The sequence below is a fragment of the Salmonella sp. NW38 genome, assembly GCF_051807745.1.
Taxonomy (GTDB): domain Bacteria; phylum Pseudomonadota; class Gammaproteobacteria; order Enterobacterales; family Enterobacteriaceae; genus Salmonella; species Salmonella enterica.
The window spans coordinates 111,124-134,331 of record NZ_JAMMTO010000014.1; the positions used below are offsets into that span (position 1 = coordinate 111,124).

Genomic DNA, 23,208 nt, shown 5'->3' on the forward strand with positions numbered 1-23,208 from the left:
ATCTCTGTAACTAAAAATATAAAAGGTATTAGCTATCGAATCTGTGGATTAATTCAACTATATCTATTTGCTCCTGGTGTATATCGTAACGGTAACACTTCAAAAGGGAGCTGAGATATGAGCACGACCGACGATACCCATAACACGTTATCCACTGGAAAATGTCCTTTCCATCAGGGGGGGCATGACCGAAGCGCAGGCGCAGGGACAGCCAGCCGCGACTGGTGGCCGAACCAGCTTCGTGTGGATCTTTTGAATCAACATTCCAACCGTTCTAACCCGCTGGGTGAAGACTTTGACTACCGCAAAGAGTTTAGCAAGTTAGACTACTCCGCCCTGAAAGGGGATCTCAAGGCGCTGCTGACCGATTCACAACCGTGGTGGCCCGCCGACTGGGGCAGCTATGTCGGTTTGTTTATTCGTATGGCCTGGCATGGCGCTGGCACCTACCGTTCTATTGATGGTCGTGGCGGCGCGGGTCGTGGTCAACAGCGTTTTGCGCCGCTTAACTCCTGGCCGGATAACGTCAGCCTGGATAAGGCGCGTCGTTTGTTGTGGCCGATTAAGCAGAAATATGGCCAGAAAATTTCCTGGGCCGACCTGTTTATTCTGGCGGGTAACGTGGCGCTGGAAAACTCCGGCTTCCGTACCTTCGGTTTCGGCGCCGGGCGTGAAGATGTCTGGGAACCGGATCTGGATGTGAACTGGGGCGATGAAAAAGCCTGGTTGACTCACCGACACCCTGAAGCGCTGGCAAAAGCGCCGCTGGGCGCGACCGAGATGGGCCTTATCTACGTTAACCCGGAAGGGCCGGATCACAGCGGCGAACCACTTTCTGCCGCCGCCGCCATTCGCGCTACCTTTGGCAATATGGGGATGAACGACGAAGAAACCGTGGCGTTGATCGCTGGCGGGCATACCCTCGGTAAAACCCACGGCGCGGCAGCGGCATCCCATGTAGGGGCCGATCCGGAAGCCGCGCCGATTGAAGCGCAGGGCTTAGGTTGGGCCAGCAGCTATGGTAGCGGCGTTGGCGCGGATGCTATCACCTCCGGGCTGGAAGTGGTCTGGACGCAGACGCCGACCCAGTGGAGCAATTATTTCTTCGAGAACCTGTTCAAATATGAGTGGGTACAAACCCGTAGTCCGGCCGGCGCTATCCAGTTTGAAGCGGTAGACGCGCCGGACATCATCCCGGACCCGTTCGATCCGTCGAAAAAACGTAAGCCAACCATGCTGGTCACCGACCTGACGCTGCGTTTTGATCCGGAGTTCGAGAAGATTTCCCGTCGTTTCCTTAACGATCCGCAGGCCTTTAATGAAGCCTTTGCTCGTGCCTGGTTCAAACTGACGCACAGAGATATGGGACCAAAAGCGCGTTACATCGGACCGGAAGTGCCGAAAGAAGATCTGATCTGGCAGGACCCATTGCCGCAACCGTTCTACCAGCCAACGCAGGAAGACATTATCAACCTGAAAGCGGCGATCGCTGCATCCGGGCTTTCTATTAGCGAGATGGTTTCGGTTGCCTGGGCATCCGCGTCTACTTTCCGCGGCGGCGATAAGCGTGGCGGCGCTAACGGCGCGCGTCTGGCATTAGCGCCTCAGCGCGACTGGGAGGTCAACGCCGTTGCGGCTCGCGTTCTGCCGGTATTAGAAGAGATCCAGAAAACGACGAATAAAGCTTCGCTGGCCGATATTATTGTGCTGGCGGGCGTGGTTGGTATCGAGCAGGCGGCCGCTGCTGCGGGTGTCAGCATCAGCGTACCTTTTGCGCCGGGCCGGGTGGATGCGCGTCAGGATCAGACCGACATCGAGATGTTCTCGCTGCTTGAACCGATTGCCGATGGATTCCGTAACTATCGTGCGCGTCTGGATGTGTCGACGACCGAATCGCTGTTGATTGATAAAGCGCAGCAGTTAACGTTGACCGCGCCGGAAATGACGGTACTGGTTGGCGGGATGCGTGTGCTGGGAACCAACTTTGACGGCAGCCAGAACGGTGTCTTTACCGACAGACCGGGCGTGCTCAGTACAGACTTCTTCGCTAATCTGCTGGATATGCGTTACGAGTGGAAACCGACCGACGAATCTAATGAGCTGTTCGAAGGCCGGGATCGTCTGACTGGCGAGGTAAAATACACGGCGACCCGCGCCGATCTGGTGTTTGGTTCCAACTCCGTACTGCGCGCGCTGGCGGAAGTTTACGCGTGTAGCGATGCGCACGAGAAGTTTGTGAAGGACTTCGTCGCGGCATGGGTGAAAGTGATGAACCTGGACCGTTTCGATCTGTTGTAAATCTTATGCCGGATGACGCTAACGCTTATCCGGCCTACCGTCTCATATGCCCACCGGGCAAAAAAATCCCCGCGCAATTGCGGGGATTTTTCATTGCAAGCCGACCTTATTCCCATTCCTGCAAGAAGCGTTGACCGTACTGGTCGGCGACCAGCAGCGCGGCGTACACTTCATCCGGCGTTGCGCCGCCAGGCATGTTATGAATAGTTTCACCTTCTGCGCAGGAGGCTTCCGCGACGGTGCGCATTTTTGCCGGGATATCCTGTTTAATATCCAGTTGCGCCAGCGTAATCGGCAGACCAACGGAATGGCACAGCGCCGCAACGGTTTCGATCTCTTCGACCGGCGCGTTTTCCAGCACCAGTTGCGTCAGCGTACCGAAAGCGACCTTCTCACCGTGATAATAGTGGTGCGCATCCGGAATCGCCGTTAAACCGTTATGAATCGCGTGCGCTGCGGCCAGACCGCCGCTTTCAAAACCGACCCCGCTCAGGTAGGTGTTGGCTTCGATGACGCGTTCCAGCGCTGGCGTGACGACGTGCTGTTCGGCGGCCAACATGGCTTTTTCGCCTTCTTCGATCAGCGTGTTATAGCATAGCTCCGCCAGCGCCAGCGCGGCCTGTGTACACTTACCGCCCGCCATTGTGGTGGCGCCGCTGCGTGAGCAGGCGCGCGCTTCAAACCAGGTCGCCAGCGCATCGCCGATACCGGCTGCCAGCAGACGCGCCGGCGCGCCCGCCACTATCTGCGTATCGACAATGACCATATTCGGGTTATGCGGCAGCAGCAGATAACGGTCAAACTCACCGGCATCCGTATAAATAACCGAGAGCGCGCTGCACGGTGCGTCGGTAGAGGCGATGGTCGGCGCGATAGCGACCGGGACGTTCATAAAGTGCGCCAGCGCTTTGGCGGTATCCAGCGTTTTACCGCCGCCGATACCCAGTACGGCGCCACACTGACTTTTCTCGGCGACGGCGCGCAGCCTGTCGATCTCATTTTGCGAACATTCGCCGCCAAACGGGGCGATTTCTACTGACAAACCGGCACCCGTCAGGCTTTTGCGCAGCGTCTCTTCGGCAAATCCCAGCACGAATTTATCGCCCACAACCAGCCAGTTGTTCGCCATTGGTTTTAAATAATCGCCAAGACGCGCGATGACGTTTGCACCCTGAATATACTTACCTGGTGACTGAATAATGCGATCCATACATTTCTCTCCTACAGGTTCAGATTACCAAAAGCGTTTTTCCAGTCTTGCTCAAACTTCTCTATTGCTGACTCTACCGCAGGCGTATTGAGCATTTGTTGCGCTACATCTAAAGGAAGGGTAATCGCCTGGCAACCTGCCAGTAAGCAATCCAGCGCCTGCCGCGGCGTTTTAAAACTGGCCGCCAGTACCATGCTGTCGGGCGCGTGATGTTCCAGTAGCGTTTGCAGCTCCTGAACCATACGAATGCCATCGCCGCCCTGCGCATCAACGCGGTTGACGTAGGGAGCGACATATTTTGCGCCCGCCAGCGCCGCCAGCAGGCCCTGCGATGCGCTGTAGACGGCGGTGCCCAGCGTCACGATGCCTTCTTTTTTCAGCAATTTAATCGCTGCAAGACCTTCGGCGATCACCGGAATTTTAACCACAATGCCGGGGATGGCGTTATTCAGCCGTTTGGCTTCTTCCACCATCCCTTTCGCGTCGCGGCTCATGGTCTGCGCAAATAAAGTGCCTTCTTCGCCGATGGCGTTTTGCAGCCTGGGCAGCACATCCCAGATAGATTCTTTGCTGGCTGCCACAATGCTTGGATTGGTGGTGACGCCGGCAATCGGGAAAATGCGCGCCAGACGTTCAACTTCCGCTACGTTAGCGGTATCCAGATAGAGTTCCATAGTCTTTCTCTTCGTGAGTTTTCGTTATGGACAGGATAAAGGAGCGTGACCCGGATGCGCTATGTGACAAATCTGCCAAAAACTGGACAAATGTGATGCTCTTGGTAAAGTGTGATTTACTTCACAAGTTGGTGATGATTAACGTATAACGTGCTGTTGTATGCCATGTGGGGGAGTGAGGTTTTTGCATTGATATTACAATAATCCAGTAAATGCGCGTTTTATCTACTGTATTCTCTTTACTGGCGTGTGGATTATTTCTCCGTTAGCTGGCTGTGATACTGGCGGCGATACTCCGACGGCGAGCGTTCCGTATTTTTGCGAAACAGGCGGCAGAAATAGTTACTGTCGACAAAGCCGCAACGGTGCGCCACCTCTTTCACTTTCAGGTCATAGCCCTTCAGCAACGTTTTGGCGTGTTCCAGTCGCGTATGGTTCAGGTATTCGTTAAAGCCGATGGCCCCCGTTTTCTGGAACAGGTGCGAGAGGTAATTTGGCGAGATATAGAACGCCTGTGCTACCGATTCGCGCGTCAACGGCGCGGCGTAGCGTTCATCAATATACTCCCGAATGGCTTCAAAAAGCGCGCGGCTGCGAGAGGCGGTCTGGATTTGGCTGCCGAGCAGATCGCGGCAATGGCTTAGTAGGCTGGCGACAATCAATCTGGCCGTTTGCTGCTCTTGCGGCTGCATCTGCATCTCATTAAGCGTTTGTAACAGGAAAGAGCCGATACGCGGGCCGCGGCGCGCAACGTGCTGTTTCGTGAGGTTTTGATGCTGCTGACTGTCCCAGTGGACCACGCTGAAACCTAACTGCTGTTTGCCAAACAGAATGCTCAGGGTGGTGACGGGCGTTTGCCATTGCGGGATGTTCCAGCCGCCAGCCGGAACGTAGAGAACATCGCAAGGAATGAGCGGGGCGGTAATGCTCATGTCAGTAAGCTCGCCCTCCAACACAATCTCCAGCCGCGGAAAATCCACCTGGTACGCCAGTTCCGGCGCTGGGCCGCTGGCGCTGGCAAAATAAATCTGGCGCAGCGGCAACGGGCCGTTGATGAGACGGGAGAGAAGGTGGCTGACGTCGTGATACATGATAATCCCCTGCCGATCGCAAACAGAGGAAACAGTAACGTCGAAAACCGATGTCCTCAAGCGATTATTGCCGGATAGCGGCGCTTTGCGCCTTATCCGGACTACGGGAGAGAAGCACGCCAGGCCCGATAAGCGTTAGCGTTATCGGGCAACATACAGGCTATTGATTACCGACCTGATCGCCATACGGCAACGTATCATAATCAATCAGCGCATTTTTCTTATACGGGTTGCCAATCCAGCGCGTGGTCTCTTTGAACTGCGGGTTGGTGATGGAACGCGTCGGGTCGTAACCATCATAGGTCAGGCCCGCTAAGTCCGACCAGGTATGGATAAGCTCGGAACTGCTGTACTTACGATCGACATCCTGTGAGAAGTCGCGCGGATGCGCTGCCTGCCATTTCTCTGAGGTCCACAGCAGGAACGGCACCGTATACATATGACGGGTTGGCGAATCTTCGTTTCGTCCCTGCGTCTTATGCGGCGGCGTGTCATACACTTCTTCACCGTGATCGGAGAAGTAGAGCAGGAAACCGTTCGGATCGGTCGCTTTATAGTCCTTAATCAGGCTGGCGACAACATAGTCGTTATACAGGTTCGCGTTGTCGTAATCGTTATACGATTCCAGTTCGTCGCTGCTTAATCCCGGCGGAACATGGTCGGTTTTACCATCAAACTTGCCCTGGTTTTCTGGATAACGGAACTTGTATTTAATGTGCGTTCCCAGCAGATGCACAATAATGAATTTTTTCGGCGCCGGGTCGGCTAACACCGCTTTAAACGGCGCCAGCACGTTGCTGTCATATTCGCGTGCGCTTTGAGTGCGCTGCTGGTTCATATAGAACTGCTTATCAGTCTGCTTAGAGAACACGGTCAGCATGGTATTACGCGCCGTCATTGTCTGCTGGTTAGTGATCCAGAAGGTTTTATACCCGGCCTGTTTCATCATATTCATCAACGATGGCTTCGTCAGATACCAGTCCGGGTTCTTTTCGTCCGCGAACGTTAGCGCCTGTTGCAGAATCTCAATGGTGTACGGTCGCGAAGTTACCACGTTATTAAACACGGTCAGCCCGGGGTCGGTTTTATGCAGCGCGTCCAGTTCCGGCGTGGTTTCGCGCGGATAACCGTACAGACTCATACGGCCACGCTGGGTCGATTCGCCAATCACCAGTACCAGCGTGCGCGGCGCATCGCCGGAGTGGTCCTGGAAGTTAGCCAGCGGCGGCAGGGCATCGTTTTCATTCAGCAGTTTATTCAGCGAAGCGAGCTGTAAACGGTACTGATAGTAGCCAGTAATAAATTGCCACGGCGCGGCGGGCTCCATTCGTGACGCCAGGCTATCCAGCGTTTTCTCCATCGACTTATGCTTGATAAAGGTATTCATCGCGATGGGATGGAGGATCAGCCCGTACAGCAGGGCAAACGACACCAGATAGCGCCAGGGGGATGGAATATAAACCGGGCGCAGACGTGTCCACAGCAGAATCGCCGCTACCGTATAAGCCAGCGCGACAAGAACAATTTTCAGACTGAAATATTGGCTTAAATATTCGCTGGCTTCATTGGCGTTGGTTTCAAACATCACAAACAGCACGCTTTGCGAGAACTCCTGCCCGTAGATTACGTAATAGCTCAGCGCCGCCAGCGAGGCGGCCCAAAGTACGACGCCAATAACGGCAGCAATAACCCGGATGCGGCCTGGAAACAGAAAGACCGGGATCAGCCACAGTGAGCTGTACAGTAGCGAATCCCGCAGACCGTTTGTCCCACTGTATCCGGTGAGATAAATAATGGCCTGCAGGAGGGTGGAAAAGAACCAAAAGTAGAGCAGTGCCCAGCCCAGGGCTTTCCAGCTAAACGCGGGTTTAGTCTGGAGTAATGTGGATTGCATAATGAGAGCCTGTCTTTAATCGTAGCGCCAAACGTAACGCCTGAACCTTAAAAGAATCTGAAGCAAACCTGCTTTATGCCGCACGTTTTGCTAAGAAAGATTTACAAATGCATAAAATGCAGACAGGAATATATTGAAAAAATGACGAGGATGACAGCAGTATTTCATGCCGCCCCCACATAACTGCGTGAGGGCGGCTTTCTTTTGGCGTTAGCCGGTGTTGCGCATACCGGCGGCGACGCCCGCAATCGTGACCATCAACGCCTGTTCGACGCGAGGATCGGGCGATTTGCCCTGCTCTTCAGTCAGACGGGAACGATACAGCAATTCGGCCTGCAACACGTTTAATGGATCGGTATAAACGTTTCTTAACTGAATGGACTCCGCAATCCACGGTAAGTCGGCCATCAGGTGCGAATCGTTGGCAATCGCCAGCACCACTTTAATGTCTTCTTCCAGCAGGTCTCGTAGCTCTTTGCCCAGCGGCCATAGCGTTTTCGCCACCAGACGCTGATCGTAATAGTCGGCCAGCCACAGGTCGGCTTTTGAGAACACCATTTCCAACATCCCAAGACGCGTGGAGAAGAACGGCCAGTCGCGGCACATGGCTTCCAGTTCGCTTTGTTTACCGTCTTCCACCACTTTTTGCAGCGCAGTACCCGCGCCCAGCCAGGCTGGCAGCATCAGGCGGTTTTGCGTCCAGGCGAAGATCCACGGAATCGCGCGCAGCGATTCGACGCCGCCAGTTGGACGACGTTTCGCCGGACGTGAGCCGAGCGGCAATTTGCCCAGCTCTTGTTCCGGCGTCGCGGAGCGGAAGTACGGTACAAAGTCTTTATTTTCGCGCACGTAGCCGCGGTAGGTTTCACAGGAGATGACGGAAAGCTCATCCATAATATGACGCCAGCTGTCTTTCGGTTCCGGCGGCGGCAGCAGGTTTGCTTCCAGAATTGCGCTGGTGTAAAGCGAGAGGCTGCTGACGGTGACTTCCGGCAGGCCGTATTTGAAGCGGATCATCTCGCCCTGCTCGGTCACGCGCAGGCCGCCTTTCAGACTGCCTGGCGGTTGCGAAAGCAGCGCCGCGTGGGCTGGCGCGCCGCCACGGCCAATAGAGCCGCCGCGGCCGTGGAAGAGGGTGAGCTCGATGCCGGCTTTTTCACAAGTTTTGATCAGGGCGTCCTGCGCCTGATACTGCGCCCATGACGCGGCCATAACGCCGGCGTCTTTCGCCGAGTCGGAGTAGCCGATCATGACCATCTGCTTACCCTGAATCAGCCCGCGATACCAGTCGATATTCAACAACTGGGTCATCACGTCGTCGGCGTTGTTCAGGTCGTCGAGGGTTTCAAACAGCGGCGCGACCGGCATGGCAAAGCCGATACCTGCCTCTTTCAGCAGCAGATGCACAGCCAGCACATCAGACGGCGTTTTCGCCATTGAAATCACGTAGGCGGCGATCGACCCTTTTGGCGCTTCGGCAATAACCTTGCAGGTTTCAAGCACTTCGCGGGTATCGTTGCTCGGCTCCCAATTACGCGGCAGCAGCGGACGTTTGGAGTTCAGCTCGCGGATCAGGAAGGCCTGCTTGTCGGCTTCCGACCAGCTTTCGTAGTCGCCAATACCAAGGTAGCGGGTAATTTCGCCCAGCGCTTCGGTATGGCGGGTGCTCTCCTGACGGATATCAATACGCACCAGCGGTACGCCGAAACACTTCACGCGGCGGAGCGTGTCGAGTAACTCGCCGTTGGCGATAATGCCCATGCCGCAGGCCTGTAACGACTGGTAGCAGGCGTACAGAGGTTCCCAGAGCTGCTCGTTTTGCGTCAGCAGGCCATCCGGTTTGGGCAGTTTCTCGCCTTTCAGACGCGCTTCCAGCCAGGACTGGGTCGCCATCAGACGGGCGCGCAATTTTTTCATCAGGTAGCGATACGGTTCAGACGCGCCTTCTTCGCCCACTAACGCCAGCAGCTCCGGCGTGGCGTCGACCATCGACAGTTCTGATACCAGAACATGAATGTCTTTCAGGAACAGATCGGTGGCTTTCCAGCGGCTTAACAAGAGTACGTGGCGGGTGATATCCGCCGTCACGTTCGGGTTGCCGTCACGGTCGCCGCCCATCCAGGAGGTAAAACGTACCGGCACAAAATCCACCGGCAATTTGTAGCCGAGATTTTCTTCCAGCTGTTCGTTCAGTTCACGCAGATAGTTAGGTACGCCCTGCCACAGGCTGTTCTCAACCACGGCGAAGCCCCATTTGGCTTCATCCACCGGGCTTGGGCGCTGCTTGCGGATCTCATCCGTATGCCAGGATTGGGCAATCAACTGGCGCAGGCGACGCATCACCTGGTGGCGTTCGTAGTCGGCGATATCGGTATTATCAAGCTGTTTCAGACAGTTATTGATTTCACCCATCTTGTGAATAAGCGTACGGCGGGTAATTTCTGTCGGGTGGGCGGTTAACACCAACTCCAGAGACAGCGACTCTACCGCTTTTTTGATGGTTGCGTCGTTGAGGTCCGGTTGGTTTTTCAGTTTACGCAGAGTGCGGGCAATCACTTCCGGGTTGCTGGCGGCTTCGCCTTTTGGCGAAATGCTGTGGTATTGCTCGGCAGTATTGGCCAGGTTCAGGAACTGACTAAACGCGCGCGCAACTGGCAGCAGCTCGTCATTAGACAAGTTTTGTAGCGTGGTGAGCAGCTCCTGGCGATTAGCTTCATTGCCGGCGCGTGAAGATTTGGATAGCTTACGGATTGTTTCTACGCGATCAAGAATGTGTTCTCCCAGCGCATCCTTGATGGTTTCTCCCAGCACCTTGCCGAGCATACTGACATTACTACGCAACGCGGAATATTGTTCGTTCATATGATCCCAGACACCCCATCTCTGTTGTAATTGTCCTGCATCTTTCACGCTGCGGCGGCGTTGGCTGCGCTCTCCCACCCAGGTCACTTACTTATGTAAGCTCCCTGGGATGTGCTCGTTTGCCGTCTTGCCGCAACGCGAAATCTTTCGGACCAAGCTTTTTCACATCACTTCTCATCTTTATAAAGCCACGTAAAACCCGTGGCGTCAATTACTGCGAAATCGGTTCAGCAAACGAAAAAATGGCGGTAATTTATTAAAGTTAATTCGCATCGTGCCAAATAAGAAATGCTTATGAACATGTGGCGTAGAGATGCCGGATGGCGCTGCGCTTATCCGGCCTACAAGACGGGGGAGGCCCGGTAAACATCGTGTCACCGGGCAATATGCATTAATGCCAGCAAAAATGATGTACTACCTGGGTAATCAATTCCCGGGTTGGCTTAATAAAACGCGTTTCGAGATATTCATCCGGCTGATGCGCCTGATTAATTGAGCCCGGACCAAGCACCAGCGTTGGGCATAATGTCTGCATAAACGGCGCTTCAGTACAGTAGTTCACCACGTCGGTTTTTGTTCCCAACAGTTTTTCTACTACTTCAACCAGTTGGTGGTCCGGTGGACACTCGTAACCTGGAATCGGCGGATGTAATTCCGCCACCGTCAGGCGGCCCGGCCAGCGTTCGCTTACCGGGGCCAGCGCGTCGTTAAGCAGTGCATTAAGGTCGTTTAACGTCATGCCCGGCAGTGGACGAATATCCATATGCAATTCGCAGCAGGCGCAGATACGGTTTGAGGCATCGCCGCCGTGGATATGGCCCAGATTCAGCGTTGGATACGGAACGGTAAACGCCTCGTAGTGATACCGCGCTTTCAGCGAGTCACGCAGTTGCATGATATGGCCAATCGCATCGTGCATCAGTTCAATGGCGTTAACCCCACGCGCCGGGTCGCTGGAATGACCGGACTGCCCCAGGACGCGAACGACATTAGAGATATGCCCTTTGTGCGCGCGTATCGGTTGCAACGACGTCGGTTCGCCAATGATCGCGCAGTCCGGACGTAATGCCGTGGTTTCGGAAAAATAACGCGCCCCCGCCATGCTGGTCTCTTCATCGGCGGTCGCCAGAATGTAGAGCGGCTTTTTCAACTTTGTGACGTCAACGTCACGTAGCGCGTCCAGAATAAAAGCGAAGAAGCCTTTCATATCCGCAGTGCCCAGACCATAGAGCTTATTGTCGTGCTCGGTCAGCGTGAACGGGTCGCGCGTCCAGCGTCCGTCATCAAAGGGAACCGTGTCGGTATGGCCGGTCAGCAGCAAACCGCCCGCGCCATGTCCGGTGCTGGCGAGCATATTGAATTTGTTTCGCGTTCCTGGAACCGGTTGAACCTCTACGTTGAAACCAAGATCGCTGAACCAGCCTGCAAGCAAAGTGATTAAAGACGCATTACTTTGATCCAGGGATTCTTCGGTTGCGCTTATCGACGGTGTGGCAATCAAAGCGCGGTAAATCTCGATAAATGGCGGTAAAACGTTTTTCATTGTTGACACACCTCAGGTCATGATAGTATCAATATTCATGCATTAATTATGAATAAAAATACATTAACGTTGAGCATAAAGGAACCCGATGTTGAATACGCTGATTGTAGGCGCTAGCGGTTATGCGGGCGCAGAGCTTGTAAGCTACGTAAATCGCCACCCACATATGACCATAACCGCTTTGACCGTCTCAGCGCAAAGCAATGATGCAGGAAAGTTAATTTCTGATTTACATCCGCAGTTAAAAGGGATTGTCGACCTGCCATTGCAACCGATGTCGGATGTACGTGATTTTAGTGCAGATGTTGATGTGGTGTTCCTGGCGACAGCGCATGAAGTGAGCCACGATCTGGCGCCGCAATTTTTACAGGCCGGATGCGTCGTATTCGATCTTTCCGGCGCGTTTCGGGTAAACGATCGCGCCTTCTATGAAAAGTACTACGGATTTACTCATCAGTATCCTGAGCTGCTGGAGCAGGCGGTGTACGGTCTGGCGGAGTGGAATGCCGATAAACTGAACACGGCGAATCTGATTGCGGTTCCTGGTTGCTATCCAACCGCAGCGCAGTTGTCGCTAAAACCGCTGATTGACGGCGGTCTTTTGGATCTGACGCAGTGGCCGGTAATTAATGCCACCAGCGGGGTGAGCGGCGCGGGGCGCAAGGCGGCAATATCGAACAGTTTCTGTGAAGTGAGTTTGCAACCGTATGGCGTGTTTACGCATCGTCATCAGCCGGAAATCGCCGCCCATCTGGGCGCGGAGGTCATCTTCACCCCGCATCTGGGGAATTTCCCGCGCGGGATTCTGGAAACCATTACCTGCCGCCTGAAAGCGGGAGTAACCCATGCGCAGGTCGCCGACGTGTTGCAAAAAGCCTATGGCGACAAACCGCTGGTGCGCCTGTATGACAAAGGCGTTCCGGCGTTAAAGAACGTCGTCGGGCTGCCGTTCTGCGATATTGGTTTTGCCGTCCAGGGCGAACATCTGATTGTGGTGGCAACCGAAGACAACTTGTTGAAAGGCGCAGCGGCGCAGGCAGTGCAGTGCGCTAATATTCGTTTTGGCTTCGCTGAAACGCAGTCTCTTATTTAAGGGTGAAATGATGAATCCATTAATTATCAAGCTGGGTGGCGTATTACTGGATAGCGAAGAGGCTCTGGAACGTCTTTTTACCGCGCTGGTCAACTATCGTGAGTCCCATCAGCGTCCGCTGGTGATTGTTCACGGCGGCGGTTGCGTGGTGGATGAGCTGATGAAAGGGCTTAATTTGCCAGTGAAAAAGAAAGACGGCCTGCGCGTGACGCCTGCCGATCAGATTGGCATCATTACCGGCGCGCTGGCGGGAACCGCTAACAAAACTCTGCTGGCCTGGGCGAAGAAACACCATATCGCCTCTGTTGGTCTGTTTCTGGGCGATGGCGACAGCGTAAACGTGACCCAACTCGATGAAGCGTTAGGCCACGTCGGGCTGGCACAGCCGGGGTCGCCGAAGCTGATTAACATGCTGCTGGAAAATGGCTTTCTGCCGGTGGTCAGCTCCATTGGCGTAACAGACGACGGCCAACTGATGAACGTCAACGCCGATCAGGCGGCAACCGCGCTGGCGGCGACGCTGGGGGCCGATCTGATCCTGCTTTCTGACGTGAGCGGTATTCTGGACGGCAAAGGCCAGCGTATCGCCGAAATGACGGCGTCCAAAGCCGAGCAGCTTATCGACCAGGGCATTATTACCGACGGGATGATTGTGAAAGTGAATGCGGCCCTCGATGCTGCGCGGGCGCTGGGTCGCCCTGTGGATATCGCTTCCTGGCGTCATGCGGAGCAACTGCCGGCGCTGTTTAACGGCACGCCGATTGGCACGCGTATTCTGGCTTAAGTATTTGTTCGCCCGATGGCGGCTGCGCCTTATCGGGCCTACGTGAACAGAAATTATAGGCCGGATAAGCGTAGCGCCATCCGGCAGTGAAATTCGAAGAATTTAAGGAAGTCTATTATGGCACTTTGGGGTGGGCGTTTTACACAGGCGGCAGACCAGCGGTTTAAACAATTCAATGATTCGTTGCGCTTCGATTACCGTCTGGCGGAGCAGGATATTGTCGGTTCTGTGGCCTGGTCCAAAGCATTGGTCACGGTAGGCGTACTGACTGCCGATGAGCAACGACAGTTGGAAGACGCGCTGAACGTGCTGCTGGAAGAGGTTCGCGCGAATCCGCAGCAAATCCTGCAAAGCGATGCGGAAGATATCCATAGCTGGGTGGAAGGTAAGCTCATCGACAAAGTGGGTCAGTTGGGTAAAAAGCTGCACACCGGACGCAGCCGTAACGATCAGGTGGCGACGGACCTGAAACTGTGGTGCAAAGAGACGGTGAGGGAACTGCTTACCGCTAACCGCCAGCTACAGAGCGCGCTGGTGGAAACCGCGCAGGCGAACCAGGACGCGGTAATGCCGGGATATACCCATCTGCAACGCGCGCAGCCAGTGACTTTCGCCCACTGGTGTCTCGCGTATGTCGAAATGCTGGCGCGCGATGAAAGCCGCCTGCAGGACACGCTTAAACGTCTGGACGTGAGTCCGCTAGGCTGCGGCGCGTTGGCGGGAACGGCCTATGAAATTGACCGTGAACAATTGGCAGGTTGGCTGGGCTTTACGTCTGCGACCCGCAACAGCCTGGACAGCGTGTCCGATCGTGACCACGTACTGGAATTGCTTTCTGATGCGGCTATCGGCATGGTGCATCTGTCACGCTTCGCGGAAGATCTGATTTTCTTTAATTCTGGTGAAGCGGGCTTTGTAGAGCTTTCTGACCGCGTGACTTCCGGTTCATCGTTAATGCCGCAGAAGAAAAACCCGGACGCGCTGGAGCTGATTCGCGGTAAGTGCGGTCGCGTACAAGGGGCGCTAACCGGCATGATGATGACCTTAAAAGGTCTGCCGCTGGCGTATAACAAAGATATGCAGGAAGACAAAGAAGGGCTGTTCGATGCGCTCGATACCTGGCTTGACTGCCTGCATATGGCGGCGTTGGTGCTGGACGGTATTCAGGTGAAACGCCTACGTTGTCAGGACGCGGCGCAACAGGGGTATGCCAACGCCACGGAGCTGGCGGATTACCTGGTCGCGAAAGGCGTGCCGTTCCGCGAAGCGCACCATATTGTCGGCGAAGCGGTGGTAGAAGCTATTCGCCAGGGTAAGCCGCTGGAAGCGTTGCCGCTGGCCGATTTACAGAAATTCAGCCGCGTGATTGGCGACGATGTGTATCCGATATTGTCTTTGCAGTCGTGTCTGGATAAACGGGCGGCAAAAGGCGGCGTTTCTCCGCAGCAGGTGGCGCAGGCCATCGACGATGCCAGGGCGCGCCTCGCGTTGTAGGCCTTATAAGCGTAGCGCTATCAGGTAATACTGCCCGGCCGAGCATCAGCGACGCCGGGCTTTTTTACGCAAAAAAAAGCGGACCAGAGGTCCGCAAAAGTTCACGTTGGCTTTAGTTATTTCGGGTTCGAGAGATACCCTCTGAACGGGTGGTGTCTTCAAGGGTTAAACGAGAAACCGCTCCGTTCTGTGATGTATTATTAATCAGAAAGGTTGATAGGGATAATCGTTCGTTGCTATGCTACCTATCGCCATGAACTATCGTGGCGACGGAGGATGAATAATGAATATTCGTGATCTTGAATATCTGGTGGCGTTAGCCGAACATCGCCATTTCCGGCGAGCGGCGGACTCCTGTCACGTCAGCCAGCCAACCCTTAGTGGGCAAATACGTAAGCTGGAAGATGAGCTGGGCGTTATGCTGCTGGAGCGTACGAGCCGTAAGGTGCTGTTTACCCAGGCGGGCTTACTGCTGGTGGATCAGGCGCGTACCGTACTGCGTGAGGTCAAGGTGCTCAAGGAGATGGCAAGCCAACAAGGCGAGACGATGTCCGGCCCGCTGCATATTGGTTTAATCCCAACAATTGGTCCCTATTTGCTGCCGCTTATCATTCCAATGTTGCACCAGACTTTCCCGAAGCTGGAAATGTATCTGCATGAGGCGCAAACGCACCAGCTGTTAGCGCAACTCGATAGCGGCAAGCTTGACTGCGCTATTCTGGCGCTGGTGAAAGAGAGCGAGGCGTTTATCGAAGTGCCGCTGTTTGATGAGCCCATGATGCTGGCTATTTATGAGGATCATCCGTGGGCGAATCGCGATCGCGTGCCGATGTCCGATCTGGCGGGCGAGAAATTGCTGATGCTGGAAGATGGCCACTGTCTGCGCGATCAGGCGATGGGGTTCTGTTTTGAAGCGGGAGCGGATGAAGATACCCATTTCCGGGCGACCAGTCTGGAAACGCTGCGCAACATGGTGGCGGCGGGCAGTGGTATTACACTACTCCCGGCGCTGGCCGTACCGCAGGAGCGTAAGCGCGACGGCGTGGTTTATCTGCCATGCATTAAGCCGGAGCCGCGTCGTACCGTGGGGCTGGTTTATCGCCCGGGATCGCCGCTGCGTAGCCGTTATGAGCAACTGGCAGAGGCCATCCGTGGCGCAATGGATGGCCATTTCGACAAGGCGTTAAAACAGGCGGTTTAAGCCGTTCAACGCCGCAACCCGATAAGCTTCCGCCATGGTTGGGTAGTTAAAGGTGGTGTTAACGAAGTATTCGATGGTGTTACCGCCACCTTTCTGCTCCATGATCGCCTGGCCGATATGAATAATTTCGGCGGCGCGTTCGCCAAAGCAGTGAATCCCCAGAATTTCTTTGGTTTCGCGGTGGAAGAGAATTTTTAGCGTGCCGACGTTCATGCCGACGATTTGCGCTCGCGCCAGATGCTTAAACTGCGCGCGGCCCACTTCGTAAGGCACTTTCATTGCCGTTAACTGCTGCTCGGTTTTGCCGACAGAACTGATTTCCGGAATGGTATAAATCCCGGTGGGGATATCTTCGATAAGATGTGCGGTCGCTTCGCCTTTCACCAGCGCCTGCGCTGCAATACGTCCCTGATCGTAGGCGGCGGAGGCCAGACTGGGATAGCCAATCACGTCGCCCACCGCATAGACGTGCGGCAGGGCGGTCTGGTACATACTGTTGACTTTGAGCTGTCCACGGCTGTCTGTTTCCAGACCAATATTCTCCAGCGCCAGCGAATCGGTGTTACCGGTACGGCCATTAGCATAGAGCAGGCAGTCAGCCTTCAGTTTTTTACCGGATTTCAGGTGCATGATGACGCCATCATCGTAGCCTTCGATTTTCTCATACTCTTCATTGTGGCGAATAACCACGCCGCTATTCCAGAAATGGTAAGAGAGAGAGTCGGACATCTCCTGATCGAGAAAGGCCAGCAGGCGATCGCGGGTGTTGATTAGATCCACTTTCACATCCATACCGCGGAAGATGGACGCATATTCGCAGCCGATAACGCCGGCGCCGTAAATAATAACGTGGCGCGGTTCATGGTGGAGACTCAGGATTGAGTCGCTGTCATAAATGCGCGGATGCGAGAAATCCACATCATTGGGATGGTAAGGACGCGAACCACAGGCAATAACAAATTTTTCTGCCGTCAGGGTTTCAACCGTGCCGTCATGGCATTCCAGCGCCAGGGTATGTTCGTCAATAAAATGGGCGTTGCCCTGCAAGATTTCACAGTGGTTACGCTCATAAAACCCCTGACGCATACGCGTTTGTTGATTAATCACGTTATCGGCATGATTAAGGATATCGGCGAATGAAGAACGAAGAAGACGGGAGTGGTCGCTATAGAGCGGGTTTTGATTAAATTCAATAATGCGGCTGACGGCGTGGCGAAGGGCTTTGGATGGAATGGTGCCCCAGTGGGTACATCCGCCACCAACGTTATGATAACGCTCAATCACCGCGACGCGTGCTCCTTGCTTAACCAGACCCATTGCAGCGCCTTCACCGCCGGGGCCTGACCCTATGACGACTGCATCATAATCCCAGGAATGTGGCATGGTATTACTCACCTGTTTTTATACATAAAATAAACACGATGATAACATTTGCCCAGCTTTAACCCAATTATCGTTGTGCTTTTTTGCGAAGCCGGAGCACAAACTGTCTGTAAACAATCATTCACAATCCAGTGTGAACCCGTTACTTTTATTCTCTGGTATAGTGCCGAATAAGGCATATGGAAGGATTCAGACATTGTGATGGGTGTTAGAGCGCAACAAAAAGAAAAAACCCGGCGTTCGCTGGTGGAAGCTGCATTCAGCCAACTGAGCGCTGAGCGGAGTTTCGCTAGCCTGAGTTTGCGTGAAGTGGCGCGTGAAGCGGGCATTGCGCCAACGTCGTTTTACCGTCATTTTCGCGATGTCGATGAACTCGGTCTGACGATGGTGGATGAAAGCGGTCTGATGCTGCGTCAGTTGATGCGTCAGGCGCGACAGCGCATCGCGAAAGGCGGCAGCGTCATTCGCACGTCGGTCTCCACATTTATGGAGTTTATCGGCAACAACCCCAACGCCTTCCGTCTGTTGTTGCGCGAGCGTTCCGGCACTTCAGCGGCGTTTCGTGCCGCCGTCGCGCGGGAGATTCAGCATTTTATTGCGGAACTTGCCGACTATCTGGAACTCGAAAACCATATGCCGCGCGCGTTTACTGAAGCCCAGGCCGAAGCGATGGTGACTATTGTTTTTAGCGCGGGCGCAGAGGCGTTGGACATCGGCGCTGAACAGCGTCGGCAATTAGAAGAGCGGCTGGTATTGCAACTGCGCATGATTGCGAAAGGGGCGTATTACTGGTATCGCCGTGAGCAAGAGAAAATAGCACATCATTCCGAATAACGTGAAGGACGAGTAATGAAACAGTCAGGTCAAGATAAAGGTACGCTGTTGCTGGCGCTCATCGCTGGCTTATCGATTAACGGCACATTCGCGGCGCTGTTTAGCGCTATTGTGCCGTTCTCCGTATTCCCGGTTATCTCGCTGGTGCTGACGGTATATTGCCTGCATCAGCGCTACCAAAATCGTACTATGCCGGTAGGTTTGCCGGGGTTGGCCGCCGCTTGTTTCATTCTTGGCGTTTTACTGTATAGCACCGTCGTGCGTGCAGAATATCCGGATATTGGCTCTAATTTCTTCCCGGCGGTGCTGTCGGTGATTCTGGTATTCTGGATTGGCTTTAAACTGCGTAACCGCAAGCAGGACACCGCGGAATAGTGTGCGAATGCCGGATGGCGGTATAACCGGCCATCCGACGTACATTTTACCTTGCGGTGAGTAATACCCCGCATTCCATATGATGCGTATACGGGAACTGATCGAATAGCGCCAGGCGAGACACCGTGTGCGTCTGGCTTAACGTTTCCAGGTTTTTACACAACGTTTCCGGATTGCAGGAAATGTACAGAATACGTGGATAAGCCTGCACCATTTTTTCCGTTTCGCTGTCCAGACCGCTGCGCGGCGGATCGACAAAAATGGTTTCGCACTGATAGCGCTTCAGGTCGATCCCCTGCAGGCGGTTAAACTCACGAACGCCATTCATCGCCTGGGTAAACTCTTCCGCCGCCATGCGAATAATTTGTACATTATCAATATGATTAGCGGCAATATTGTACTGTGCGGCAGCGACGGACGGTTTGGCGATTTCGGTTGCCAGCACGCGGTCAAAATTGCGCGCCAGCGCTAAAGAAAAATTGCCGTTGCCGCAATACAACTCAAGCAGATCGCCTTTTGAGTCTTTCGTCACCTCCAGCGCCCACTCTAACATCTGAATATTCATGGCGGCGTTTGGCTGCGTAAAGCTGTTTTCGACCTGGCGGTAGATCATCTCTTTACCTGCCACAGGCAGACGCTCATCAATATAATCCTGATCCAATTCGATTTTAGTTTTAGTGGCCCGGCCAATCAGGTGTACGTTCAGACCTTGCGCGCGTAAAGCATCGCGTAACGCAGTGGCGGCTTCACGCCACTCTTCGTCCAGCTTCTTATGGTACAGCAACGACACTACCGCCTGGTTGCTCAAGGTCGTGAGATAATCGATCTGGAACAGCTTATGCCGCAGTGCATGATTATCGCGCACGCCGGCAATCATCGCCTTCATTAAGGTATTAATCAGTTGGCTGGCCGCCGGGAAGGTGTCAACGCGAATGCGGCTTTTGGTCTGCTGATCAAACATAATGTGGTACAGGTCATCGCCGTCATGCCACAGGCGAAATTCCGCACGCATACGATAGTGACTGACCGGCGAGCGAAATACTTCCGGAACCAGGTCAGAAAACGGCGCCATCATACTCTGCAAGCGCGCCACTTTTTCGGCCAGCTGCGCCTCATACTGTTCTGTCGGAAGATGTTCGGGGGTCATATCGCATCCTGAATAATAAAAGTACGCGGGGATTGTAGGGATTGCTCAGTGGATGTCCAGCTATTGATGATTTCTGATTTGTGATGCGCGGTCTGGACAGGGTGTTGTGACAGACGGTAGCATCCGTGGGCCGGTCCTGTGAGTTAATAGGGAATCCAGTGAAAATCTGGAGCTGACGCGCAGCGGTAAGGAAAGGTGAGATGAGAGCGTAAGCAGACACTGCCTCCGGCGGGAAGTCATCATTTCTGCTATCCAGCCAACGGATAACCCTCCAAGCCCGAAGACCTGCCGGCTAACGTCGCATCTGGTTTTTCATCATCGCGTACTATCGATGAAGCCTGCGGCATCCTTCTTATATTGTGGATGCTTTACAATGATTAAAAAAGCTACGCTGCTGACGGCGTTCTCCGTCACGGCCTTTTCCGCTTGGGCGCAGGACACTAGCCCGGATACCCTGGTTGTCACCGCCAACCGTTTTCAGCAGCCGCGCAGCGCGGTTTTGGCGCCCGTTACCATCGTGACGCGTCAGGATATTGAACGCTGGCAATCGACCTCCGTAAATGATGTTCTGCGCCGTTTGCCTGGCGTCGATATTGCGCAGAGCGGCGGCGCCGGACAAAACTCCTCCATTTTCATTCGCGGCACCAACTCCAGCCATGTACTGGTATTGATTGACGGCGTGCGTCTGAATTTAGCAGGCGTGAGCGGGTCCGCCGATCTCAGCCAGTTCCCGGTGTCGCTGGTACAGCGCATTGAATATATTCGTGGTCCGCGTTCCGCTATTTATGGTTCCGATGCTATCGGCGGCGTAGTGAATATCATTACGACGCGCGATAACCCAGGCACAGAATTAACCGCTGGATGGGGAAGCAATAGCTACCAGAATTACGACCTCTCGACGCAACAGCAACTTGGCGAAAACACGCGGGCGACGTTGATCGGCGATTACGAATACACCAAAGGGTTTGACGTGGTAGCGAAAGGCGGTACCGGGATGCAGGCGCAGCCTGACCGGGACGGCTTTTTGAGTAAAACGCTTTATGGCGCGTTAGAGCATACCTTTTCTGATCGCTGGAGCGGATTCGTGCGTGGTTATGGCTACGATAACCGTACCGATTACGACGCCTATTACTCGCCGGGCTCGCCGCTGATTGATACACGCAAACTTTATAGCCAAAGCTGGGACGCCGGGCTGCGCTTTAATGGCGAACGTATTCAGTCTCAGCTGGTTTCAAGCTATAGCCACAGTAAAGATTACAACTATGATCCGCACTATGGCCGGTATGATACCTCCGCCACGCTGGATGAGATGAAACAGTACAATGTTCAATGGACCAACAGTGTGGTCGTGGGGCACGGTAATGTTGGGGCGGGCGTAGACTGGCAGAAACAGACTACCACGCCAGGTACCGGCTATGTGCCCGAGGGATATGACCAGCGTAATACCGGGGTTTACCTGACAGGATTACAACAGTTGGGTGACTTCACTCTGGAAGCGGCGGCGCGCAGTGATGACAACTCCCAGTTTGGTCGTCACGGTACATGGCAAACCAGCGCGGGATGGGAGTTTATAGAAGGTTATCGCTTTATTGCTTCCTACGGAACCTCCTACAAAGCGCCTAATTTGGGCCAACTGTATGGTTATTACGGTAATCCGAACCTGAATCCTGAAAAGAGTAAACAGTGGGAAGGCGCATTTGAAGGGCTAACCGCTGGCGTCAGCTGGCGTATTTCAGGTTATCGTAACGATATTAATGACATGATCGATTATGACGATCATCTGCAAAAATATTACAACGAAGGTAAGGCGCGCATTAAAGGTATTGAGGCGACGGCGAATTTCGATACCGGACCGTTAACGCATACGGTCAGTTACGATTACGTTGATGCGCGTAATGCGATTACCGATACGCCATTACCCCGGCGTTCCAAACAGATGGCAAAATATCAACTTGACTGGGACGTTTACGATTTTGACTGGGGGGTGACATATCAATACCTTGGTTCCCGCTATGATTCGGATTACTCCGCTTACCCATACCGGACGGTAAAAATGGGCGGCGTCAGTTTATGGGATCTTACGGTTGCATATCCGGTCACCTCACATCTGACAGTTCGTGGTAAAATAGCCAACCTGTTCGACAAAGATTACGAGACAGTTTATGGCTACCAAACTGCAGGACGAGAATACACCTTGTCTGGCAGCTACACCTTCTGAACCACGTCCCACCGTGCTGGTATTTGATTCCGGCGTCGGTGGATTGTCGGTCTATGATGAGATTCGGCGGCTCCTGCCGGATCTCCACTATATATATGCTTTTGATAACGTGGCTTTCCCCTACGGGGAAAAGAGCGAAACGTTTATCGTTGAGCGCGTTGTCGAGATTGTGACTGCGGTACAGCAGCGCTATCCCCTTTCACTGGCGGTGATTGCCTGCAATACCGCCAGTACGGTCTCACTTCCCGCATTACGTGAAAAGTTTGCCTTCCCGGTGGTGGGCGTTGTGCCTGCGATTAAACCAGCGGCGCGGCTGACCGCAAATGGCGTCGTCGGGCTACTGGCGACGAGAGCCACGGTCAAACGTCCTTATACTCACGAGCTGATTGCGCGCTTCGCTAATGAATGTCAGATAGCGATGTTGGGGTCGGCAGAACTGGTGGAACTGGCGGAAGCTAAACTACATGGCGACTCGGTATCGCTGGAAGAGCTGCGCCGCATATTACGCCCATGGCTACGAATGCCGGAGCCGCCTGATACGGTCGTTCTGGGGTGTACGCATTTCCCTCTATTACGGGACGAGCTTTTGCAAGTCCTGCCCGAAGGGACGCGGTTAGTGGATTCCGGCGCGGCGATAGCGCGTCGTACAGCCTGGCTGTTGGAACATGAAGCGCCGGATGCGAAATCAACCGATGCCAATATTGCTTATTGCATGGCAATGACGCCAGGAGCTGAACAATTATTACCCGTTTTACAGCGTTATGGCTTTGAAACGCTCGAAAAACTGGCGGTTTAATGGCGTTTTGGGTAAATACCAGGCACTTGAGAAATTATTTTAAATTTCCTCTTGTCAGGCAGAAATAACTCCCTATAATGCGCCACCACTGACACGGAACAACGGCACACAGGCCGCCGGGTCAGCGGGGTTCAGACCAGAACCTCACGGAGAAAAGCGAAAATAAACGCTTGACTCTGAAGCGGGAAAGCGTAATATGCACACCCCGCGCCGCTGAGAAAAAGCGAAGCGGCACTGCTCTTTAACAATTTATCAGACAATCTGTGTGGGCACTCGAAGATACGGATTCTTAACGTCCTAGGACGAAAAAT

17 protein-coding genes and 1 riboswitch are annotated in these 23,208 nt (G+C 54.1%); of the genes, 9 read left to right on the forward strand and 8 right to left on the reverse strand.

Annotated features, from left to right (window positions below; all coding sequences use genetic code 11):
- Positions 1-117: 117 nt before the first annotated feature.
- Positions 118-2,298, forward strand: a complete 2,181-nt coding sequence (gene katG / locus NA624_RS21225; protein WP_000108100.1) for a catalase/peroxidase HPI — start codon at positions 118-120, stop codon at positions 2,296-2,298.
- 106 nt (positions 2,299-2,404) lie between these two features.
- On the opposite strand, the gene gldA is transcribed toward katG, so the two are convergent.
- The 6 genes from gldA to argE form a co-directional block, all read right to left on the reverse strand.
- Complete coding sequence (gldA, locus tag NA624_RS21230) at positions 2,405-3,508, reverse strand: bifunctional L-1,2-propanediol dehydrogenase/glycerol dehydrogenase (RefSeq protein WP_000374041.1); 1,104 nt, start codon at positions 3,506-3,508, stop codon at positions 2,405-2,407.
- A gap of 11 nt (positions 3,509-3,519) precedes the next feature.
- Positions 3,520-4,182, reverse strand: a complete 663-nt coding sequence (fsa, locus tag NA624_RS21235; protein ID WP_000424862.1) for a fructose-6-phosphate aldolase — start codon at positions 4,180-4,182, stop codon at positions 3,520-3,522.
- Positions 4,183-4,436: 254 nt separating this feature from the next.
- Positions 4,437-5,273, reverse strand: a complete 837-nt coding sequence (locus NA624_RS21240; RefSeq protein WP_000274598.1) for a helix-turn-helix transcriptional regulator — start codon at positions 5,271-5,273, stop codon at positions 4,437-4,439.
- A 160-nt stretch (positions 5,274-5,433) separates the two neighbouring features.
- Positions 5,434-7,167: a phosphoethanolamine transferase CptA gene (locus tag NA624_RS21245; protein WP_001192092.1), complete on the reverse strand. Its 1,734-nt coding sequence runs from the start codon at positions 7,165-7,167 to the stop codon at positions 5,434-5,436.
- A gap of 210 nt (positions 7,168-7,377) precedes the next feature.
- On the reverse strand, positions 7,378-10,029 hold the full coding sequence (gene ppc, locus NA624_RS21250; RefSeq protein WP_001005549.1) for a phosphoenolpyruvate carboxylase: 2,652 nt from the start codon (positions 10,027-10,029) through the stop codon (positions 7,378-7,380).
- Between the two features lie 391 nt (positions 10,030-10,420).
- On the reverse strand, positions 10,421-11,572 hold the full coding sequence (gene argE, locus NA624_RS21255; RefSeq protein ID WP_000800206.1) for an acetylornithine deacetylase: 1,152 nt from the start codon (positions 11,570-11,572) through the stop codon (positions 10,421-10,423).
- A gap of 88 nt (positions 11,573-11,660) precedes the next feature.
- On the opposite strand from argE, the gene argC reads away from it, so the two are divergent.
- The 4 genes from argC to oxyR all read left to right on the forward strand — a co-directional run bounded on the left by argC (position 11,661) and on the right by oxyR (position 16,144).
- A complete protein-coding gene (gene argC, locus NA624_RS21260; RefSeq protein ID WP_000935332.1) occupies positions 11,661-12,665 on the forward strand; it encodes an N-acetyl-gamma-glutamyl-phosphate reductase in 1,005 nt (334 codons plus the stop codon).
- A gap of 7 nt (positions 12,666-12,672) precedes the next feature.
- Positions 12,673-13,449, forward strand: coding sequence for an acetylglutamate kinase (gene argB, locus NA624_RS21265; RefSeq protein WP_001575262.1), 777 nt, complete (start codon positions 12,673-12,675; stop codon positions 13,447-13,449).
- Between the two features lie 117 nt (positions 13,450-13,566).
- Positions 13,567-14,943: an argininosuccinate lyase gene (gene argH / locus NA624_RS21270; protein ID WP_001230036.1), complete on the forward strand. Its 1,377-nt coding sequence runs from the start codon at positions 13,567-13,569 to the stop codon at positions 14,941-14,943.
- Positions 14,944-15,226: 283 nt separating this feature from the next.
- Positions 15,227-16,144 (forward strand): DNA-binding transcriptional regulator OxyR, encoded by a 918-nt coding sequence (gene oxyR, locus NA624_RS21275; protein ID WP_001025919.1) that lies wholly within the window; start codon positions 15,227-15,229, stop codon positions 16,142-16,144.
- Here the strand turns inward: oxyR and sthA are convergent.
- A complete protein-coding gene (gene sthA / locus NA624_RS21280) occupies positions 16,127-17,527 on the reverse strand; it encodes a Si-specific NAD(P)(+) transhydrogenase (RefSeq protein WP_001120790.1) in 1,401 nt (466 codons plus the stop codon). The genes oxyR and sthA overlap by 18 nt on opposite strands.
- A gap of 198 nt (positions 17,528-17,725) precedes the next feature.
- On the opposite strand from sthA, the gene fabR reads away from it, so the two are divergent.
- Together fabR and NA624_RS21290 are read left to right on the forward strand one after the other, a co-directional pair.
- Positions 17,726-18,361, forward strand: a complete 636-nt coding sequence (gene fabR, locus NA624_RS21285; RefSeq protein WP_000971958.1) for an HTH-type transcriptional repressor FabR — start codon at positions 17,726-17,728, stop codon at positions 18,359-18,361.
- A 15-nt stretch (positions 18,362-18,376) separates the two neighbouring features.
- Positions 18,377-18,736, forward strand: coding sequence for a YijD family membrane protein (locus tag NA624_RS21290; protein WP_000813838.1), 360 nt, complete (start codon positions 18,377-18,379; stop codon positions 18,734-18,736).
- A gap of 46 nt (positions 18,737-18,782) precedes the next feature.
- Here the strand turns inward: NA624_RS21290 and trmA are convergent, their stop codons facing one another.
- Positions 18,783-19,883: a tRNA (uridine(54)-C5)-methyltransferase TrmA gene (trmA, locus tag NA624_RS21295; RefSeq protein WP_000186966.1), complete on the reverse strand. Its 1,101-nt coding sequence runs from the start codon at positions 19,881-19,883 to the stop codon at positions 18,783-18,785.
- Between the two features lie 114 nt (positions 19,884-19,997).
- Positions 19,998-20,190, forward strand: a riboswitch (cobalamin riboswitch).
- A gap of 66 nt (positions 20,191-20,256) precedes the next feature.
- Between trmA and btuB the strand changes: the two genes are divergently transcribed.
- Together btuB and murI are read left to right on the forward strand one after the other, a co-directional pair.
- Positions 20,257-22,101, forward strand: coding sequence for a TonB-dependent vitamin B12 receptor BtuB (gene btuB, locus NA624_RS21300; RefSeq protein ID WP_000591411.1), 1,845 nt, complete (start codon positions 20,257-20,259; stop codon positions 22,099-22,101).
- Positions 22,046-22,897 (forward strand): glutamate racemase, encoded by an 852-nt coding sequence (murI, locus tag NA624_RS21305; protein ID WP_000201804.1) that lies wholly within the window; start codon positions 22,046-22,048, stop codon positions 22,895-22,897. Before btuB ends, murI begins: the two co-directional genes overlap by 56 nt.
- Positions 22,898-23,208 lie beyond the last annotated feature (311 nt).

Bases quoted from the DNA above. Each gene is read 5' to 3' on its own strand.
- argE (WP_000800206.1), bottom strand. From the start codon at position 11,572: ATGAAAAACGTTTTACCGCCATTTATCGAGATTTACCGCGCTTTGATT.
- oxyR (WP_001025919.1), top strand. From the start codon at position 15,227: ATGAATATTCGTGATCTTGAATATCTGGTGGCGTTAGCCGAACATCGC.
- NA624_RS21245 (WP_001192092.1), bottom strand. From the start codon at position 7,167: ATGCAATCCACATTACTCCAGACTAAACCCGCGTTTAGCTGGAAAGCC.
- fsa (WP_000424862.1), bottom strand. From the start codon at position 4,182: ATGGAACTCTATCTGGATACCGCTAACGTAGCGGAAGTTGAACGTCTG.
- btuB (WP_000591411.1), top strand. From the start codon at position 20,257: ATGATTAAAAAAGCTACGCTGCTGACGGCGTTCTCCGTCACGGCCTTT.
- murI (WP_000201804.1), top strand. From the start codon at position 22,046: ATGGCTACCAAACTGCAGGACGAGAATACACCTTGTCTGGCAGCTACA.
- ppc (WP_001005549.1), bottom strand. From the start codon at position 10,029: ATGAACGAACAATATTCCGCGTTGCGTAGTAATGTCAGTATGCTCGGC.
- trmA (WP_000186966.1), bottom strand. From the start codon at position 19,883: ATGACCCCCGAACATCTTCCGACAGAACAGTATGAGGCGCAGCTGGCC.
- NA624_RS21290 (WP_000813838.1), top strand. From the start codon at position 18,377: ATGAAACAGTCAGGTCAAGATAAAGGTACGCTGTTGCTGGCGCTCATC.
- katG (WP_000108100.1), top strand. From the start codon at position 118: ATGAGCACGACCGACGATACCCATAACACGTTATCCACTGGAAAATGT.
- argH (WP_001230036.1), top strand. From the start codon at position 13,567: ATGGCACTTTGGGGTGGGCGTTTTACACAGGCGGCAGACCAGCGGTTT.
- argC (WP_000935332.1), top strand. From the start codon at position 11,661: ATGTTGAATACGCTGATTGTAGGCGCTAGCGGTTATGCGGGCGCAGAG.
- argB (WP_001575262.1), top strand. From the start codon at position 12,673: ATGATGAATCCATTAATTATCAAGCTGGGTGGCGTATTACTGGATAGC.
- gldA (WP_000374041.1), bottom strand. From the start codon at position 3,508: ATGGATCGCATTATTCAGTCACCAGGTAAGTATATTCAGGGTGCAAAC.
- sthA (WP_001120790.1), bottom strand. From the start codon at position 17,527: ATGCCACATTCCTGGGATTATGATGCAGTCGTCATAGGGTCAGGCCCC.
- NA624_RS21240 (WP_000274598.1), bottom strand. From the start codon at position 5,273: ATGTATCACGACGTCAGCCACCTTCTCTCCCGTCTCATCAACGGCCCG.